General features: G+C 61.3%; 18 protein-coding genes. 9 read left to right on the top strand and 9 right to left on the bottom strand.

Features of this window, described 5'->3' with window-relative positions; genetic code table 11:
• Nucleotides 1-92 precede the first annotated feature (92 nt).
• Nucleotides 93-1,124, bottom strand: coding sequence for an ABC transporter substrate-binding protein (locus tag D5400_RS04485; RefSeq protein ID WP_205665565.1), 1,032 nt, complete (start codon nucleotides 1,122-1,124; stop codon nucleotides 93-95).
• A 201-nt stretch (nucleotides 1,125-1,325) separates the two neighbouring features.
• Here D5400_RS04485 and D5400_RS04480 point away from each other — a divergent pair, with 201 nt between their 5' ends.
• Both D5400_RS04480 and D5400_RS04475 read left to right on the top strand, forming a co-directional pair.
• Nucleotides 1,326-1,712 (top strand): RidA family protein, encoded by a 387-nt coding sequence (locus tag D5400_RS04480; protein WP_126008069.1) that lies wholly within the window; start codon nucleotides 1,326-1,328, stop codon nucleotides 1,710-1,712.
• 12 nt (nucleotides 1,713-1,724) lie between these two features.
• Nucleotides 1,725-2,522, top strand: a complete 798-nt coding sequence (locus tag D5400_RS04475; protein WP_126008067.1) for a creatininase family protein — start codon at nucleotides 1,725-1,727, stop codon at nucleotides 2,520-2,522.
• A gap of 28 nt (nucleotides 2,523-2,550) precedes the next feature.
• Here the strand turns inward: D5400_RS04475 and D5400_RS04470 are convergent, their stop codons facing one another.
• The 3 genes from D5400_RS04470 to D5400_RS04460 are packed head-to-tail and all read right to left on the bottom strand — an operon-like array spanning nucleotide 2,551 to nucleotide 6,036.
• Nucleotides 2,551-3,726 (bottom strand): GNAT family N-acetyltransferase, encoded by a 1,176-nt coding sequence (locus D5400_RS04470; RefSeq protein ID WP_126008065.1) that lies wholly within the window; start codon nucleotides 3,724-3,726, stop codon nucleotides 2,551-2,553.
• Nucleotides 3,723-5,045, bottom strand: a complete 1,323-nt coding sequence (locus D5400_RS04465) for a lipopolysaccharide biosynthesis protein (RefSeq protein ID WP_126008062.1) — start codon at nucleotides 5,043-5,045, stop codon at nucleotides 3,723-3,725. Before D5400_RS04465 ends, D5400_RS04470 begins: the two co-directional genes overlap by 4 nt.
• Before the next feature lie 40 nt (nucleotides 5,046-5,085).
• Nucleotides 5,086-6,036: a cupin domain-containing protein gene (locus D5400_RS04460; protein WP_126008060.1), complete on the bottom strand. Its 951-nt coding sequence runs from the start codon at nucleotides 6,034-6,036 to the stop codon at nucleotides 5,086-5,088.
• 263 nt (nucleotides 6,037-6,299) lie between these two features.
• Between D5400_RS04460 and D5400_RS04455 the strand changes: the two genes are divergently transcribed.
• Together D5400_RS04455 and D5400_RS04450 are read left to right on the top strand one after the other, a co-directional pair.
• A complete protein-coding gene (locus D5400_RS04455; RefSeq protein ID WP_126008058.1) occupies nucleotides 6,300-7,208 on the top strand; it encodes a TIGR02587 family membrane protein in 909 nt (302 codons plus the stop codon).
• Between the two features lie 8 nt (nucleotides 7,209-7,216).
• Nucleotides 7,217-7,621: a hypothetical protein gene (locus D5400_RS04450; RefSeq protein WP_126008056.1), complete on the top strand. Its 405-nt coding sequence runs from the start codon at nucleotides 7,217-7,219 to the stop codon at nucleotides 7,619-7,621.
• A 4-nt stretch (nucleotides 7,622-7,625) separates the two neighbouring features.
• On the opposite strand, the gene D5400_RS04445 is transcribed toward D5400_RS04450, so the two are convergent.
• From D5400_RS04445 to D5400_RS04430, 4 genes are all read right to left on the bottom strand, one after another.
• Entirely contained in the window at nucleotides 7,626-8,345 is a 720-nt protein-coding gene (locus D5400_RS04445; protein WP_126008053.1) for a Crp/Fnr family transcriptional regulator, read from the bottom strand.
• A gap of 77 nt (nucleotides 8,346-8,422) precedes the next feature.
• Nucleotides 8,423-8,656, bottom strand: coding sequence for a DUF6894 family protein (locus tag D5400_RS04440; RefSeq protein WP_126008051.1), 234 nt, complete (start codon nucleotides 8,654-8,656; stop codon nucleotides 8,423-8,425).
• Nucleotides 8,657-8,754: 98 nt separating this feature from the next.
• Nucleotides 8,755-9,342, bottom strand: a complete 588-nt coding sequence (locus tag D5400_RS04435) for a DNA-3-methyladenine glycosylase (RefSeq protein ID WP_126008049.1) — start codon at nucleotides 9,340-9,342, stop codon at nucleotides 8,755-8,757.
• 19 nt (nucleotides 9,343-9,361) lie between these two features.
• Nucleotides 9,362-9,646 carry a hypothetical protein gene (locus D5400_RS04430; RefSeq protein WP_126008047.1) on the bottom strand — a complete coding sequence of 95 codons (285 nt, stop codon included), beginning with the start codon at nucleotides 9,644-9,646 and terminating at the stop codon, nucleotides 9,362-9,364.
• A gap of 192 nt (nucleotides 9,647-9,838) precedes the next feature.
• Here D5400_RS04430 and D5400_RS04425 point away from each other — a divergent pair, with 192 nt between their 5' ends.
• Complete coding sequence (locus D5400_RS04425) at nucleotides 9,839-10,042, top strand: hypothetical protein (RefSeq protein ID WP_126008045.1); 204 nt, start codon at nucleotides 9,839-9,841, stop codon at nucleotides 10,040-10,042.
• Between the two features lie 30 nt (nucleotides 10,043-10,072).
• Here D5400_RS04425 and D5400_RS04420 read toward each other — a convergent pair whose 3' ends face one another.
• Complete coding sequence (locus D5400_RS04420; RefSeq protein WP_164527794.1) at nucleotides 10,073-10,393, bottom strand: BON domain-containing protein; 321 nt, start codon at nucleotides 10,391-10,393, stop codon at nucleotides 10,073-10,075.
• 257 nt (nucleotides 10,394-10,650) lie between these two features.
• On the opposite strand from D5400_RS04420, the gene D5400_RS04415 reads away from it, so the two are divergent.
• From D5400_RS04415 to D5400_RS04400, 4 genes are all read left to right on the top strand, one after another.
• Entirely contained in the window at nucleotides 10,651-11,244 is a 594-nt protein-coding gene (locus D5400_RS04415) for a sigma-70 family RNA polymerase sigma factor (RefSeq protein WP_425364900.1), read from the top strand.
• A 324-nt stretch (nucleotides 11,245-11,568) separates the two neighbouring features.
• Nucleotides 11,569-12,237, top strand: a complete 669-nt coding sequence (locus D5400_RS04410; protein WP_126008040.1) for a response regulator transcription factor — start codon at nucleotides 11,569-11,571, stop codon at nucleotides 12,235-12,237.
• A 228-nt stretch (nucleotides 12,238-12,465) separates the two neighbouring features.
• Nucleotides 12,466-15,876 carry a polysaccharide deacetylase family protein gene (locus D5400_RS04405; protein ID WP_126008038.1) on the top strand — a complete coding sequence of 1,137 codons (3,411 nt, stop codon included), beginning with the start codon at nucleotides 12,466-12,468 and terminating at the stop codon, nucleotides 15,874-15,876.
• A 109-nt stretch (nucleotides 15,877-15,985) separates the two neighbouring features.
• The gene (locus D5400_RS04400; RefSeq protein ID WP_164527793.1) at nucleotides 15,986-17,275 is read left to right on the top strand and encodes a polysaccharide biosynthesis/export family protein; all 1,290 of its coding nucleotides are present in this window, start codon (nucleotides 15,986-15,988) and stop codon (nucleotides 17,273-17,275) included.
• Nucleotides 17,276-17,277 lie beyond the last annotated feature (2 nt).

Here is a 17,277-nt window from a genome sequence, read left to right as displayed (position 1 = left end):
CGCAGCCGCACGCCCGGTAGCAACCTGTTCCGAAGGTGTCTTCAACGCCAAACTCACGGCACCCGCCTCTTCGCTCACCCGCAGGCCTGGACCTACTGGTCCATCAGATCGACGCCGACGCCCTGGCAGACATATTCGGTCGTGTAGGCCTGGCTGATATCGATCCCGGCTTCGAACACGCCGGCCTCGACCATGTTGTCGTAGAAGTTCTGCCAGCGCGCGTCGGTCATGCAGCCGATGCCCTGTTCCTCGGCCTCACCGGAAACGACGATACCGTATTCCTTCATCTTCTCCAGCGAGTAGGCGAGCTGCTCATCCGTCATTTCAGGATTGTCCGCCTTGATGAGCTCGTTCGCGGCCGTGTTGTCGCCATACAGGTAGTTGGCCCAGCCGATCGCGGTCGCTTCGACGAAGCGCTTGGCGACATCCGGGTTCGCGTCGACGAAAGGCTTCATCGCCTCGATCGTCGTCGAATAGGGATCGAAGCCCTCGTCCGCGAGCAGATAGACGACCGGTTCGAAGCCAGCCTGACGCTCGATCTCGAACGGCTCCGATGTCAGATAGCCCTGCTGCACCGCTTTCGGGTCCGCGATGAAGGGGGCGGGGTTGAAGGTGTAGGGCGTGTACATTTCGTCCGAGAAGCCTTCGAAATTCGACTTCATCCATTCGAAATAGGTGGTGAACCCTTCCTGGCCCATGATCAGCTGGCTGGCGCCGGAAAGATCGGCGAAGGTGTCGAACCCCTGGTCGGGATGCGCGATCAGAACCTGCGGGTCCTTCTGGAAGATCGCCGCGAGCGTGATCGTCGGAATGCCTTCCTTGACCGCGTTGATCGCGGAGGTTGCCCCACCCATGTAGAAATCGATCTGACCACCCACGAGCAGCGCCCGGTTCGCGCCCTGCGGACCGCCCTGACGGATGGTGACGTTGAGGCCGTATTCCTCATAGGTGCCGTCGGCGACCGCCTGATAGAAGCCACCATGCTCGGCCTGCGCCAGCCAGTTGGTGCCATAGCTGACATCGATCAGCTCGGCGTCCTGCGCGGCGGCAGGCAGCGTCAGCATCGTCGATGCAACGAGCGCGGCGGCAAGAGAACCCTTCAACGAAAGCGACCTCACAAACATTGGCATCATGCGTCCCCTTTTTTGGCATGCCGCTTACGATGAGAGCACTCATGCTCGCCCGTCCGGCTTGACGCTGAGACTATCGAAACGCCAACAGGTGTTAAGCCCAAAGATTCATCAAACACCGGTTTGCCTGCACATTAATCAGTCGACATTCTTTTCCCGATTGCATGGTGACACGGCACGATTATTGTCCGCTGCATGAAGCGCCTCCACCCCACCGACATCCACCCACCGTTCTCCGCCTACAGCCACGGCGTCGTTGTGCCCGAGGGTCACCGCATCGTGTTCTGTTCCGGCCAATTAGGCATCGCGCCCGATGGAACGATCCCCAGCGATTGCGCCGACCAAACGCGGCTTTGCTTTTCGAACGCCGAGGCAATTCTCAGGGAAGACGGCCTGTCTTTGGCCGACGTCGTCAGGATCAACGCTTATGTCACCGATCGCAGCCACCTGCCGGACTATATGAGCGTTCGAAACACACTGTTTGCTGCGCCCTATCCCGCCTCGACTTTGATGATCGTCTCTGGTTTCGCCCGTGCGGAATTCGTCGTGGAGATCGAACTCGTGGCGGCCGGCAAAGCCTGAAGGAGACACAGCATGGCCCGCAAGATCTGGTGGACCGACTTTCTCGCCAGCGACTTCGACGATTGCGATCCGATAACGACGATCGCGCTTGTGCCGATTGCGGCCATCGAGCAGCATGGTCCGCACCTGCCGGTCGGCACCGACACGATCATCAACCAGGGCCTGCTCGACGAACTGATCGACGCGACACCGAAAACGCTCGATCTGCGTATTCTGCCGGTGCAGACCGTCGGCAAGTCGAACGAGCACCTTTTCGCCAAGGGTACCGTGACGAAGACGGCGAAGACCTTGATCGACGCTTGGACGGAGATCGGCGACAGCGTGGCACGCGCCGGCATCCGCAAGCTCGTTTTCGTCAATTCCCATGGCGGCAATGTCGACATCATGGGCATCGTCGCCCGCGAACTGCGCGTGCGCCACGGCATGTTCGTCGTGAAAACGGGCTGGATCTTCGGCTATCCGGACGGGCTGATCGACCACGACGAGCAGCGCCATGGGATTCATGGCGGCGACGTGGAGACATCGCTGGTGCTGCACTTCAAGCCGCACCTCGTCGACATGCAGCGGGCGGAGAATTTCACCTCGGTCGCCATTGCCGATGAGGCGCACTACAAGCATCTTCGCCCGACCGGCATGCCCTCCTACGCCTGGATCGCGACCGACGTGCAGCCATCCGGTGCGGTGGGCAATGCCGCTGCAGCGACGGCAGACAAGGGCAGGCAGATCGCTGCCCATCAGGTGCGGGGGATGTTGGACCTTCTCGAAGAGGTCCGGCGCCGGCCCCTGCCCACGGCCCCATCGGGCCATTGAGCAAGGCACGCTGCTGGATGAACGGCCTTCAGCCGCGGCGGCAGTAGCGATCGCGCATAGTCTTGGCAATCGAGATACCGTTCAAGGTCTGGCGATGGGTGGCAACGGCCAGGCGTCCGCGCACCGTGTCGGGCGCAAGTGCCAGATCCGCCATCGGCATCGTGTCGTTCCAGAAGCCACCGATGATGTGGTCCTGGATACCGGTCGCCGAATCCATCTGCTCCCATCGCTTGTCCTCATAGAACGCCTTGATGACGAAGTATTCCAGGAGCAGGCCAGGGCTGAACCGCTTGTAAGTCTCGTCATAGGCACATTTCGGCGTGAAATTCGTGGTGCCGCTGGCCATGTTGATGCTCACCGCAATGGGCTTGCCGTCGAGCAGCAGGCTGTCGATCACGCTCAGCCCGGCCGTGCCGCCATAGGCAAGCCGCGCGAATGCCGCATGGCGCGGATTGGCGAGAAACGACGTGCGGCGCGCACCCTTCCAGCCGGAATGCTCGATGCGCAGGAACTCTTCAAGCCGCCGGTCGACAGCCTCGGGGCAATCCACGCGTTCGAAGCTGACTGTCCCGATTTCCTTCAATCGGCGCAGATTGCGCTGCAGGTCCTTGGCGCGGCTGCGGCTGAGCACGGTATCTATATGGCTGTCGAAACCACCCTCCATGCGGGTCAGCTTCGGGCGATCGTAGCGATGGGTTTCCTCCACGATCAGGCCGGCGCGGCGCGCCTCCTGCATCAGGCTCGTAGCGAAGACCGAACTCATGTCGATGTGGCGAAGAATGAAAAGCGGTGCGATGCGCCCGGCCGCAAGCAGGTCCACGAACTGCGCGATCACGCGCGCCCCGTGGCGGCGGTGAATGAGTGGCGCTCCGCTCGCCTGATAGATATTCGCCGCACCGCGCGCCACGTTGAAGGGTGCGATGCCGAAATTCCGAAACGGAAAGAGCCCGACGATACCGGCGCCGGGCGATCGCATGACGAGCGCCCGCTTTCCCGCCTTCCGCTCCACGCGACCGAGACCCGCCAGCAGGTAGGACCGTGCGTAAAACGGGTTCTCCACGAGGCTCTCTTCGGACAGATGATCCCATTCCTGCGCATCGAGCTGGAGCAGCGCGCGCGCATCGCCGATCGACCAGTCGAACTCATGGGCGCGACGTTTGTTTGTGAGCGTTGCGCTGCCGCCGAGGACCTGCGTCTGGCTCATGACGGATTTCCTTTCAAGGCTGCAGTGCCAAAGCTGTCGGGGATACCGACCGGCAGAATGATGCCGAGCCGCCGGTAACCGAAATAGGCCATCAGGCCGCTGCGCATCGTGATCGACACCGCAGTGGCGATCGCCGCTCCGTAGAGACCGATCAGAGGTACGAGCGCAAAGCTCAGCGCGATGTTGAGGGCAAGCGCCATCATGAAACTGAGCGAGCAGGCGCGTTCTTCGCCAAGCATCGTCAGCACGTCCTCGCCGGGGCCGAGCAGGCAGCGGATGACGGTGCCGAGGCAAAGCAGTGGCACGACGAGCGCAGCGGCCTCGAAGCCCTCCCCGAAGAGGCCGAGAAGCGGCGCCGCGAGGATGCTCAACGCCATCGCGCCGATCGCCGTCAGCGTGCTGGAGATGACAGCGGCCTGGCGGACCATGGTCTGCAATCCAGCCCGGTCACCCCTTGCGGACAGGGCGGCGAAACGCTGTGCCGTCACCGCCGAGACCCCATAGGGAACGTAACCCAGCACCTGCGCCAGACGAGTGGCGGCGAAATAGAATGCGACGAGCTCCGGCGGCAGGAAGAGACCGAGGATCAGAACGTCTGCATTGAGGAACAGCACCTCCGCCGCATCGACGAGCGCGATCGGCAAGGCGGCGCGGAGCCATTTGCGCCGTTCGCCGAAGGCAGGCGAAGCACCTTGCAGCGCCTCTTTCAGATGTGAGCGGATCAGGACGTACTGGAGGAGGCAACTCGCCGCGAGACCGGCGATCGTCAGCGTCATCACCGTAAAGGCATCGGCACTTTCGCCCATGGCCAGAAGACCGACAAGACCGACGATCAAGCCCAGATGCCGCATCACATAAGCAGGCGCGATTCCGAGCGTCGGCTTGTCCATGCCGCGCGCGATCGCCTCGAGATAATCCTGCAGGGTCAGAAGCGGCGCCGCCATGAAGGCGATCATGCCGAGCGCCACCATGGCGCCATCGAAACCGAACGGGTTGAGCCAAAGCATGCCGATCGCGCCGAGCGCCAGGCTGCCTGCAAGGCAGGCGACCACGCCGAAGACTGCGCGCAGAAGCCCTGCAGCCGCATGCCGCTCGCCTGCCTCGAGATACTGCGAGAGGAAGCGGCAGATAAGCTGGTTGGTGCCGACCGTTGCCCCATGGCCCATCAGCAGCAACCAGACGAGCAGCAGGCTATACCGCCCGAAATCCTCCGGCCCGATCATGCGCGCCGCAAGGATCTGGGCGACGAGCGCAAGCCCTGCCCCGACCACGCGCACGCCGATGACCGTCAGCCCCTGTCGCCGACGGGCATCGAACAATCGCGCCAGAATATCGCTGCGTCTGGAAATGACCGTGCTCCTACTCGGCCGCCTGCAACATCGGTTCGGGCTGGCGGTCGAGCGGAACCAGAAAGCCCGGCTCGCGCGAATCCAGCTTGTAGCGCATCACGCGCTTGAAGCTCTGCCGCTTCTGCTGGCCCGCAAGACGCCATGCGACCGCAAGGCCGCATTTGGCATAGGCTGCAAGGCCGTCGGTTGAAGCCGAACGCGGCGTATAGCCGTGCTGGCGCAGCAGTCCATTGCCGTATTGCACGCCGAAATGGCGGCGGATTGCCGGTGTCCAATGTTCGGTCGTAAGCGAGATGTTGAGGCAATCGGCATTCTGCACGCGGTGCGGCCCGTTCAGCGGCCAGTGCAGCATGTCGCCAGGCTTGAGGTCGTAGATGCGCGCATGGGCATCGAACCAGGGCTGGTACGGCACCTCTTCCTCGGTGCGCCCGCGGATAATGTTTTCGAGATCCTTCGGCTTCAGGAAGGGTTCGCCGTTCGGATAGATGTAGATCCGCTTCTCGCCGCGGATCTGCCAGAGCGACTGTCCGGGGACGTCGGCGTGGTAGAAAACCTGCGCATTGGGCGACGAAATCAACAGGCCCATCGACTTGCGGATGACCTTCATCTCGGGCACCTGCGCCCCGATCTCGGCAAACATTTCGTCGAGCAGCGCGCCGAATTCCGGCACCACATTGTGGACCGAGGTGACGTTAATCCAGATGCGGCCCTGGCGCACGGCGTCGATCAGCTGCTTGCCGCTCAGATCGCCACGCTGACAGTATGACCAGGTCCGCACATCGTGACCACCGCGGCCCATGGTGTTGATCGCCATCTGGTGCGGTTCGATTGCATCCAGAACGCGTCCGAGCTGTTCGTCACCGAACAGCGGACGTTCATGCAGCCGGTGCCGCAGCTTCACGTCGTGATGTCCCCAAAGCGCACGCGCTTCTGGTCCGAAATTCGCGAAAAGATCCGTCATCTGCCATCTCCTCAGCACAAGACATCGATCGGTTACGACGCGCGGGTTCGCATCGATGGCCGCAGTGGATGCCGTCAATCATGCGGGACGCTACGGGTCAGCGATTACCAGACATTGAAACCGGGGCGTGTGGATAGCGCAGCACCGCCGCAATTCGTCCTGATGCTTAACCGCTGATTACGGCTGCGTGTGCTATTGTCGTCAATGGTCACAACATGAGCTTCGCGGAACTCGAAGCGGCCCTGATTGTTACGCGGCCACTGATGGGGACCCAAGCAATCGTGTCGACACGCAACGGCAGTACGAAAGATGACCAGCACGACGAAGAAAAGCGCGCACCTTTGCGCGCCAAGGTCGTTGGCATCGGGCGTGCTTTTGGCGGCGCGCTGATCTTCTCGCTGCCGATGCTGATGACGATGGAGCTCTGGTGGCTGGGCTTCATGCTCGACCGTTTCCGCCTCGCGATGCTTGTCGTCGTGACATTGCCACTGCTCGTCGGCCTCGCGCGGCGGATCGGCTTCGAAGATACCTGGGACTGGCAGGAGGACGTGCGCGATGCCTGCGTCGCCTTCGCCATCGGTCTTCTCACCGCCACGGTCGTGCTTTCCGTCTTCAAAGTGATCGGTCCTGGCATGTCGTTCGATGAGGTGATCGGTAAGATCGTGCTGCAGGCAATTCCTGCCAGTATCGGGGCACTGCTTGGTCGCAGCCAGCTCGGCAATGAGGGTGGCGAGTCGGACAAGGAGAACGCTGAAACTGCGTCCTCAACCACGCCCATGCGCGACTATGGCGGCGAGATGTTCCTCATGGCCGTCGGCGCCCTTTTCCTCAGTCTCAATGTGGCGCCGACCGACGAGATGCCGATGATCGCCCAGATGATGACGCCGACGCATGCCGTGCTGCTGCTGGCGCTTTCTCTTCTGGTCATGCACGGCTTCGTCTATGCCGTCGGCTTCAAGGGGAGTGCGCTGCCCACCAACGACGAGCCCTGGATCAGCGATTTCGTGCGCTTCACGCTCGTCGGCTACATGCTGGCCATTCTTATCAGCCTGTTCGTGCTGTGGAGCTTCGGCCGGCTGGACGGAGAGGCCATCCTTCCGACCGTCATGACGACGATCGTTCTTGCGTTTCCAGCGGCCCTTGGCGCTGCTGCTGCACGCCTCATCCTGTAAGGGTACTCATGCGCGAAAAGTTCGAGAGAGCAACCGGCGCCGAGAAACGGGCCGAGCAGGTCGAATGGGCCATCGGGATCGTGTCGGCGATTGTCATCATCGCAATCGTCGGATTTCTTGTCCACCGTGGGGCCACAGCCACCGGCGGAGCACCGAACCTCAGCGTGACGACCGAGCGGGCTGCCGATTTCGGTGAGACCGGCCAATTGCTCTTCAGCGTTCGCAACGATGGCACACGCGCCGCAGCCAATGTTATCGTCTCTGCTGCCTTCGATGACGGCTCAGGCGAGATGCAAAAGCGTTCGGTGCACCTCGACCATATCTCGGCCGGCTCGACCAAGACCGGCGGGCTTTTTCTGCCGCAGGACACGGTCGAATTCGAGGTGTTTGTGGAAGGTTACGCGGACCCGTGAGGCGTCAGCGCGCCTGCTGGCCAATATTGAGGTAGGCCGCATCGAAGTCACCGTGCTCCGCCAGCCGGTCCCAGTTGAGGATCGTGACCTCAGAGCCCTTCCACGACACGAGCTCGTGCTCACGCAGATCCCGAATGGTGCGATTCATGTGAACGGTCGAGAGCCCCAGCGCGTCGCTCAGTTCCACCTGGCTGATCGGGAAACTGAACCGGTTGCCATCCACCAGTTCCACCACCTGCAGCCGGAGGAAGATTTCGCAGAGCAGATGGGCGAGCTGCGCGCTGGCGGACAGACGTCCGGAGGTGACAAGCCAGCGCCGATGCACGGCGGCATCGATCAGCGTCGACAGCCACAACAGCCGGGAGAGATGCGGTTCGGTTTCCGTCAACTCGCGCAACATGCGGTGCGGCACGAGCGCAACCTGGCAATCGCTCAACGCTACCACACCATGATCCATTTCGTTCAGCAGCAGGCTGTGCAGATCGACGAAATCGCCGGATACGTGGATGGCGCTGATCTGTCGCTTCCCGTTTGCGAGAAGGTGATAGCGCGCAGAAAACCCTGAGAGGACGAGACAGCTTTCGGTGGGGATATCGCCCTCACGCACGATGTCGTGTTTGGCAGGAACCAGCTTCTGCCGAGCTCCCATCTGATCGATGATCGCGCACTCGGCATCGGTCAACCTGTCGCGAGCAGAGAGATTGAGCTTGAGGCAATGCGGCATGCATCTTCCATTCAACGAGTTGTACTGACAGTGGCGCCTTCATGGCCGTCATCAAGAGACCGAGCAAGCGGGATGATCTAATCCGGCTGCAGCAGTTTTGCGAAAGGAAGATGAAGCACCAAACGTCCCTGCGCGTCAAACACGTGCAGGACCCACTGCGAGCGATCCAACCCCTCGTCTATCCCCTCATGCATAATATCGAGGGCGCTGCGAATTGCTTCCTGCTGGAGGACAGTTTCGTTGGCCAGAAAAATCCCGTCGACCGTTTCGGTGCCGTGCTGTTTGGTGAACTTGAACTGATAAACCGGCAAGACTGGCTCCAAGCGTTGTTGCAGGGACTATCGTCTCTCCTCGCCGGACGATCCCTTCGAGACCAAAAGCCACGCGCACTCTCGATGTTCCATCTTGCTTAGGCGAAGCGGCGGCTCAGATGGGGTGACCCCGACAGGCCGAAGCGCCAAGGGAGGTCCGCATTCTTGGTGATGCCGATGCGCGGCCCCACGAGTATTGGTTGGGACATCATCGACGGGACGTGAATCTGCAAATCACATCCATCGAACGGTTGCCCATCATCGGCCCGATCGATGCCCAAGGCTTGCCCGAGCCGCCCTGGCCCGGCGCACAAATCCTCAAGCTTGTCGCGTCCTCGCCGCACTCGCATTGCGTCCACGCCAAGGCCCGGCTCGATCGCTCGAAACAGCACGGCCTGCCCCCTGGCGCAGACCACATTGAGGCACCAATGGATGCCGTATGACCGGTAGACATAGGCGTGTCCCGGTGGGCCGAACATCGCGCGGTTGCGCACCGTTTCACCGTTGGAACTGTGCGAAGCGGCATCATCGTGTCGATAGGCTTCGGTCTCGACGACAAGTCCACCGACCCCACGCACGAACAGCGTGGCACCGATGAGGGCCCGCGCAAGGGCAACGGCATCACCATCGAAGAACGACGGCTGCACCAGGGAACGGACGACCAGCTGATCGCTCGAGGTTTGCATTAAAGCAAGAAGCGACCCCTCACGCCGCTTCGCCGGAAGCCGCCCGCGCGGCCAGATCGATCTCTGCGATGATTGATCGGCACTGCTGGCGACACTGCTGGATCATGCTGGGATGGTCAGCCATTACGGCCAGCTGGAGATTGAGATAGGCATCGTTGAAGGTTCGTCGCATCCGACCGGCGGCCTCACTGTCGTCCAGCCGATCGGTCATCGCCTCGACCAGCGACCGTGTCTTCATGATGCGATCTTTGTCTGGAATGGCTGGATCGTCGATGATCGTGATCAATTCATGGGCGATGTCCATGGCGCTGTCCTTCCATTAGAACGGACCCGGACCATCATGTTTGCGTCCAGGCGTCGCAATAACAAAGGTTAATGGCTGCCAAATCCGCAGATTTGAGAGCAACCTAAGCTCGGCGCGCCTGAAAGGAACATATGTTAGTGCCGTCCTATGTGCTTGCACCTAGGGTCTTGGGCGCAACCGGAGGGAGCTTTGATGAATGACAACGACAGGATCGGCGCAGAAATTTCCCGAGTCATGAACGATGCCCGCAATGACAATGCACCCGTTCAGGTCAACGATCTCGTCGCTGCGCTGGCGCTCCGGTTCCAGCTCGATGCGCTTATCATCGAGCAGATGATCATCGACGAAGCGACGATCGGCGGAATTGCCTTGGAATTCGGAAACCGCCACAACTGAGCCGATAGCCGTCCGCTTGGAGGCTACCCTTCAGTGCGAGCCGCTTCTCACGATGAGCGCGTTGTGGACGGCAGTTAGGCCGGGCAAGCCCTCAGCGATTTCCCCCGCCCTCTCGACTTCGCTCGCGGTCGCCACTTCCCCGGACAATTGCGCCACACCGTCAACGACATGGATGGAAACGTTCGACCCGTCCATCGCAGCATCCTCACCGATCAGAGTGCTGAGGCTGCGCTCCAGCTCCGCATCCGAATACGGGGGAAGAGCCTCTGCCGGCTCGGTCGCTTCCTCACGCGGCGTATCCCCATGGGGATGGGGGCCGGATCGAAGGTTCGAAGGTGTCTTACGTGCCATGGACTGTACTCCGTCAATGGCACCCAACGCATGACACAGGATGAAGTTCATCGGCCTTCAAAATAGAGCGCCCTGTGCGTCAGCAAAGCCTAATCAACTGCGACAGTGCTTGGCCGGCCAGACAAGTTGGGTCAATAACACATGTTAATTCGCAGTAAAAAGAAAGATCTCCCTCAGCGTTATTCTTGTGGAACGACGATAATAACCACCCGTTGAGCGACCATGCTGGGGAGGCCACAAGCGTGGAGTGAAGGGACATGAACATGATTCCGACTATTTCGACCGGGGCGGCGACGAGTGCACCCATTCGCTTGCCGCGTGAAAAGGACACGGACCGCCAGATCGTCGCGATGATCGCGCCGCTGCGCGCTTTTGCGCGAACCTTCTGCCCAAACCCCAATGATGCCGATGACCTCGTGCAGGAAACACTCTTGAAAGGCATCGCGAACATCCATCAGTTCACACCCGGGACGAGCCTGAAGTCCTGGCTTTTCACCATCATGCGGAATACCTTCTACACGAAGGCACGTATTTATGCCCGCGAGAGCCCGGGAGTGGCCGACTGCGCGTCCTCCAAGCCGGTGATGAGCCCGACACAGGAATGGACCATGCGCGGCCATGAAATCACGCAGGCCATCCGCAAACTGCCTTACGAGCAGCGCGAAGTGCTTATTCTCATTTCGATGCTGGGCATCACCTATATCGACGCCGCTCAAATCTGCGGCTGCGCCATCGGCACCATCAAGAGCCGGCTCAACCGCGCACGGCTTCATCTCATCGAGCTTTCAGGCGAAGCATCCGCTCAGGCTATGGTGAACGCCGGAGATCGTGAACAGCTGCTGCCCGCCTGAGAATGCCCGAGTTCCCGTCTCCGATGGCCCCGCATCCTGTCTGATCAAGATCAACGACAGCGTCGGCGTTTCCGTCAATTTTACCCTCTCGCTGACCGTGCGGCGACGGTATTCGCCTCCACAGCCGACAGAGGTGCAGAGACCAACGAATTAAAGTTTGATCGCAAAGTCGGGCTAATGGACCCGACCTTCGTCCGCAGAAAGCCCGAATAGTCGGTGCTACCATTATCAAGCTGCAGGTGATTTGCATTAGCAAACACGCGATTTCAGGCTTGCCCGTTTAGCCCCAATTCAAGCCGTCATCGCCCGTTCCGAGGCACGCTTATGGGCCAAGAAATCGTCATACACGTGATCCATCCCGATGACGGGGTGCGGCATTCACTCAGCTTCATGTTGGCTCTCGCTGGGTATGCGGTGCGGTTTCATGGAAATCTCGGCCAGTTCCTGGCTGTTCCAAGAAGTCTGTCACCGGGCTGTCTGGTCGTCGGACGAGACACGGGAACGCCTTCCGAGGCGCAGTGTCTGCACGAACTTCGAGCGGTTGGCACGCAGCTTCCGGTAATCTTCGTCGCTCAGCAAGGCGATGTTCAAACCGCCGTCGCGGCCATGAAAGCCGGCGCCGCTGATTTCCTGCAGATGCCGTTCGAACCGAACACACTTGTCGATGCGGTGCGCGCAGCGATTGCAAACAATGCGATCAATGACACCGAGGAGCTTGATGAGATCGCCGACGTCCGAGCGCGCCTCTCGCGACTCACGCCGCGTGAAGTCAACGTTTTGCGTGGTGTGGTCGATGGGCTTCCCAACAAGTCGATCGCCCATGAACTGCGGATCAGCCCCCGCACGGTCGAGGTTCATCGTGCCAACGTGATGGCCAAAATGAATGCGCGCAACGTGGCCGAACTCGTGCGTCTCGCCATGATCGTCGAGGGCGATTTCGCCATTGATCCGACGCGGCACCGTCAACAGCGCAGCGCGTCGCATACGTATTGATACCTAGTAAAAACGCCGATTACATCAATAATTTTCGATGTTATCATTCTTAATATCACGTAAATACAAAATTTTTTAATTACGTATGTAATATCTACTACAAATTAAGGGCGGATTGGACACGTAAATCCAATCCAATAGGTGAACACTACATCGCTTTGCTGATCGTAAAAGCTGACCGCGCAACAGCTCGGTCGATTGCTGGCGCATGCCTACGAGGCTGGGAACATGGCAGATAACGGCCAAAGCGAAGAGCGCAATGTCGTGCCAGCAGCGACGGTACCATCCGTCGGACCTGCCGAAACTACTCATAGAGCCGGCCATATATTTTTCGACGGCTCCGGTCGCCGGGCGCTCTTCGCCAACGCCGTCATGCTTGCTTTGGTCTTCACCCTGTGCACCGGCCTTGCCGTGGTCGCCTACGGCATCGTTAATGCTCCAACGCTCCGCGAACTGGTTGGATTTCATCCAGAGCTGAAGGCCCGCGAGACCGGCAGACTGGTGCATGACAAAAACGAGCCCGCGCTGGTTGCGACCCGGAACCGCCGGGTCGGCGAAGCCGGACGCCAGGCGCTTCGCCTCGCGTTTCTGGCAGAAGAGGATACCGGCGCTTTCGTCTCGTTGATGCGCAATGCCGACCGGCTCGACGGCATCATCCCGGAATGGCTGGGCCTGCGAACGGCTGGCGGCCGGCCGGAGATCGTCAGCTCTTTGACGGAGATTCCGACACTGCCGTGGATCAAGCAGAACGCGCCGCATCTCGCGCTCTATCCGCTGCTGAAAGCAGAAGCCTCAACCAGCGACATGCTCCGCTACCTCGCCTCTGCGCGCACACGTCAGGACTTGGTCGAGCGCATCGGTGCTCAACTGGACACGCTCGGCGCTGCCGGTATCGCGCTCGACTTTTCCGAAGCCCTGCCGGCCGGCCATCGCGACACGCGCTTATTCATCGCCACGCTGCGGCAAGCGCTGCAGCCCACCGGCCGAAAGGTTATCTTCATTGCCCCGGCGGGCGCATCGATGGCCGAAATCGCCAGCGTCTCGTCGGCGACCGACTATGTCTTGGTCCAGGCGCACGACAACACGGGTCAGCGCCATCGGTCCGGCCCCACGGCAAGCCAGGGATGGTTCGAAGATTACTTGGCGAAGGTAACGCGCGTGCTGCCGCGCGAGAAGTTGATCATGTCGATCGGCTCCTTCGCCTACGACTGGAAGGCCCACGGCACCAGCGAACTGGTGTCGGTACAAATGGCGTGGGATCGCATGGCGGCCAGCGGCGCGGCGCTACGCATGGATCCGGCTTCGCTGAACGCGACGTTTGATTATACGGATGCCCTTGGGAGAGCGCGCTCCGTCTGGATGCTGGATGCCGCTACCGTCTTCAATCAGGCAAGCGTCGCTCTTGCCAGCGCCCCCGCCGGAATCGCGATCTGGCGGCTCGGCATGGAAGATCCGGGCGTGTGGCGCTTCCTTGCCAAAGGCCTGATTCCAAACGCCGAAACGCGCGCCGCGTTGACCCCGACGGACGCGGGCTATGGCGCATTCGAGCAGGCCAAGGGCGTGCTTCTCTCGGCAGCGCCGGGAACGACCGGCACCCGCAGTCTCACCTTCAACGAAAGCCTCGGCCTGATTGTCGGCCAAACCATGCCCAATATCCCGCGCCAGACGGAATTCGCGGCCTGGTTCCCTGCAGATCCCAAAGCGATCGCCCTGACGTTCGATGATGGACCCGATGCGGTGTTCACGCCGCAGATTCTGGACATCCTGAAGAAACGCGGCGCCCGCGCCACCTTCTACATGATCGGCAGCAAGGTGATGAATGATCCCGCGATCGCGCGGCGCGCACTAGCCGAGGGCCACGATGTCGGCAACCACTCCTTCCTGCACCCCAATCTCTTCCAAAGCAGCGCCGAGCGCATCGCCGCCGAGTTAACCGCGACGCAGCGTGCGTTCGAATCCGAACTCGGCGTTCGATCGGTGCTTTTCCGCCCGCCTTATGCGATGACGGGTTACGATTACCTGGAAGGCGTTCCGGCTCTCTATAGTGAGGCAACACGGCTCGGATATCTCTTCGGCGGCCTCGACATTGATGCGTTCGACTACTTCGTCTGGACCGGCGATCAACTTGCACAGCGCGTGATCGACGACGTCAGCGACGGCAACGGCCAGGTCGTGCTGCTGCACGATTCCGGCGGCGATCGACGCGGAACCATCGAAGCGCTGCCCAAGATCATCGATACGCTGACGGCCGAGGGCTACAGATTCGTGTCCACCCACGAGCTCGTCGGCGTTGCGCAAGAAGCGCTGATCCAGCCCTATGTGCCTGAGACCTTCGCCAATCGTGCCGGCAGCCGTATCCGCGCAACCGCGATGGCAGTGGGTGCCCGGTTCGGCGGTGTCCTTGCATTGATTGCCATCACGGCTGCAGTCATCGGAACGGCCCGTCTCGCCTTCATCATTGCGGCCGCATTCCTCCAGCGCCGGCGCAGGCAATGCCAGATCATGCGGCCGCCCTTCGCCGGCAGCGTCGCGGTGCTCGTTCCCGCCTTCAACGAGGAAAAGGTCATTGCCAAGACGGTCGCAGGATTGCTGGCATCGACGCTTGGCGAGCGCCTGACCATCACCGTGATCGACGATGGCTCCAGCGACCGCACAAGCGACGTCGTGCGGGAGACCTTCGCCGGCAATTCCCGCGTGCGTGTCTTCCGCAAGGAGAATGGGGGCAAGGCGGCGGCCCTCAACTACGGCATCGCCATGTCCCGCGAAGACGTGCTTGTCGCCATCGATGGGGACACCGTGCTTCTGCCTGACGCTGTGGAGAAGCTGATCCGTCCATTCACCGATGGGCGGATCGGCGCGGTCGCGGGCAAGGTCGTGGTCGGCAACACGATCAATCTTCTCACGCGTTTCCAGGCACTCGAATATCTCATCGGCCAGGGACTGGAACGCTCCGCCTTCGAATATTTCGGTGCAATCGGCGTGGTGCCCGGCGCCATCGGGGCCTGGCGCCGCACGGCAATCGTGGAGGTGGGTGGCTACTCCACCGACACGCTCGCCGAGGATGGCGACCTGACCGTCGCTCTCCAGCGCAAGGGCTGGAAAATCGTCAATGCCCTCGATGCCGTGGCCCTAACCGAAGCGCCGGAGACCCTGCGCCCGTTCCTCAAGCAGCGGTTTCGCTGGCTCTTCGGAACGCTGCAGATCGCTTGGAAGCACAAGGGCGCCATGGCGGCGCGGCCAAGCGGCATATCGCTTGTCACACTGCCCAACATCATCCTGCAATTCCTGTTCACGCTGATGGCGCCGATCATGGATGCAGCGCTTCTCCTGCTGCTCGTCGCTACAGCCGCATCACTGATGCTGTCGGCGGAACCGATCGACGCGCCGACGCTTCAATTGCTTGCTGCCTTCTGGATCGGATTCCAGACGCTCGACCTGATCGCAGCCTCCATAGGGGTCCGTCTCGGCGGCGGGCGCGTCACGCTCGATACGGTGTTTCTGGTGCTGCTGCAGCGCATCACCTACCGCCAGCTTCTCTACGTCACCGCTATTCGGGCGCTGCTTGCAGCCTTCAAAGGCACCTTCGTCGGCTGGGGCAAGTTGGTGCGCACCGGTCGCGTCATGCAGCCCTTGACCTGAATGCTTCACGGCCACCGCGATACAAGGAATGAGACCTATGCATTCTCCGAAATCAAATCGCTTTTTTCAAAGGCCTTTGTCGCTCACACGGCTGCTCGCCGGGGCTGCCATGACATACCTGGCCCTTGCGCCAGCGCCTGCCATCTCGGCTGAAGACCTGGTGCTGCACTCCGCGATCGAGCAAGCCGCGCTTCCGCCATCGACCGTACAGGCCCGCACGGCTTTCGCGATCGGCGACACGCTGCGCATCACCTTTTTCGAGCGCTTCGGCGAGGATATGGCCGGCGTCGACGCCGGCGTTCTCTCTGCCCTCGTCGAACGCTCGGAACTCACCGGCGAATATGTCATCCAGCAGGATGGATTCATCTTCCTGCCGTTGATCGGACCCGTTCAGACCGCGATGCTGACGAGCCCGCAACTTGAAGACACGCTGAAGAAGCAGTTCAAGGAGCTCTTCAACGGCGAGGTCGCGGTCGCAATCCAGCTGACCGCGCGCGAGCCGGTCTATGTGGCGGGCGCGATCCCGCAGCCGGGTCATTTTCCCTACGTTCCTGGCATGACGGTGCTGCACGCGCTTGCTCTTGCCGGAGCGAGCGACCGCATCGATGGCGACCAGTGGCGCCAGCTCGATCTGATGCGCGAACGGGAACGCGTGCGCCAGGCCGAATCCCGGCTCAAGGGTGTCCTGGCCCGCGCATCCGTACTGACCGACGAAACACACCGCAGCAGTTCTCGGCTCGTCGAACAGTTGCGCAATGTCGCCGGTCCCCGCGCCGCGGAAGATCTGCGGGCGGAAGCTTCCGCATTGCGGGATCTGGAGCGAAACGGCGTCGAAGCCCGCCGTGCGGCACGCGCCACCATGCTGACGTCACTCTCCGCCGAACGTGCGCTCATCGAGCAGAGCATCGCGGATGCCGAAGAGACCATGATGGAAAAGATCCAGCGGGTCGATGTGCTGAACGAATTGCGGCGACGTGGAGCGACAACCGACCAGAATGTGCATGTGGCACGGAGCGAACTGTCCAATGCTCGCGCGGCCTGGAACGAACTGCGCGCAGCGATGACGCGGCTCGAGCGCAACATTACCGAAGTCCAGCTCCAGGAGCGTGATGACGAGATCGCACAACAGATCGCGGTCGAGCGCGAGTTGCAGACCTTGCGCGCAACCGTCGCCCAGGAAGAAGCTACACGGTCGAGCCTCGCTCAGGTGCTCGCGCGCGTGGCGACGCTCGATACAGCCGCCTTTGAAGAGGGTGACGGCCACATGCGCATGGAGATCGTACGGCGCACGCCGGATGGTCTGGAGCACCTGCCGGCGCACAGCTTCACCGAGATGCATCCGGGAGACTTGCTCAACATCATCAGCGCCAAGGACGAGCGCCAGACGGCAGGACTGTGACG

The organism is Georhizobium profundi (genome assembly GCF_003952725.1).
GTDB lineage: Bacteria > Pseudomonadota > Alphaproteobacteria > Rhizobiales > Rhizobiaceae > Georhizobium > Georhizobium profundi.
This window is presented reverse-complemented; position numbering and strand designations above follow the sequence as displayed.

Excerpts from the sequence above, each read along its gene's own strand:
- D5400_RS04415 (WP_425364900.1), top strand. The coding sequence starts at position 10,651 with ATGAACATGATTCCGACTATTTCGACCGGGGCGGCGACGAGTGCACCC.
- D5400_RS04435 (WP_126008049.1), bottom strand. The coding sequence starts at position 9,342 with ATGCAAACCTCGAGCGATCAGCTGGTCGTCCGTTCCCTGGTGCAGCCG.
- D5400_RS04480 (WP_126008069.1), top strand. The coding sequence starts at position 1,326 with ATGAAGCGCCTCCACCCCACCGACATCCACCCACCGTTCTCCGCCTAC.
- D5400_RS04455 (WP_126008058.1), top strand. The coding sequence starts at position 6,300 with ATGGGGACCCAAGCAATCGTGTCGACACGCAACGGCAGTACGAAAGAT.
- D5400_RS04445 (WP_126008053.1), bottom strand. The coding sequence starts at position 8,345 with ATGCCGCATTGCCTCAAGCTCAATCTCTCTGCTCGCGACAGGTTGACC.
- D5400_RS04405 (WP_126008038.1), top strand. The coding sequence starts at position 12,466 with ATGGCAGATAACGGCCAAAGCGAAGAGCGCAATGTCGTGCCAGCAGCG.
- D5400_RS04460 (WP_126008060.1), bottom strand. The coding sequence starts at position 6,036 with ATGACGGATCTTTTCGCGAATTTCGGACCAGAAGCGCGTGCGCTTTGG.
- D5400_RS04470 (WP_126008065.1), bottom strand. The coding sequence starts at position 3,726 with ATGAGCCAGACGCAGGTCCTCGGCGGCAGCGCAACGCTCACAAACAAA.
- D5400_RS04425 (WP_126008045.1), top strand. The coding sequence starts at position 9,839 with ATGAATGACAACGACAGGATCGGCGCAGAAATTTCCCGAGTCATGAAC.
- D5400_RS04400 (WP_164527793.1), top strand. The coding sequence starts at position 15,986 with ATGACATACCTGGCCCTTGCGCCAGCGCCTGCCATCTCGGCTGAAGAC.
- D5400_RS04420 (WP_164527794.1), bottom strand. The coding sequence starts at position 10,393 with ATGGCACGTAAGACACCTTCGAACCTTCGATCCGGCCCCCATCCCCAT.
- D5400_RS04475 (WP_126008067.1), top strand. The coding sequence starts at position 1,725 with ATGGCCCGCAAGATCTGGTGGACCGACTTTCTCGCCAGCGACTTCGAC.
- D5400_RS04485 (WP_205665565.1), bottom strand. The coding sequence starts at position 1,124 with ATGTTTGTGAGGTCGCTTTCGTTGAAGGGTTCTCTTGCCGCCGCGCTC.
- D5400_RS04410 (WP_126008040.1), top strand. The coding sequence starts at position 11,569 with ATGGGCCAAGAAATCGTCATACACGTGATCCATCCCGATGACGGGGTG.
- D5400_RS04450 (WP_126008056.1), top strand. The coding sequence starts at position 7,217 with ATGCGCGAAAAGTTCGAGAGAGCAACCGGCGCCGAGAAACGGGCCGAG.
- D5400_RS04430 (WP_126008047.1), bottom strand. The coding sequence starts at position 9,646 with ATGGACATCGCCCATGAATTGATCACGATCATCGACGATCCAGCCATT.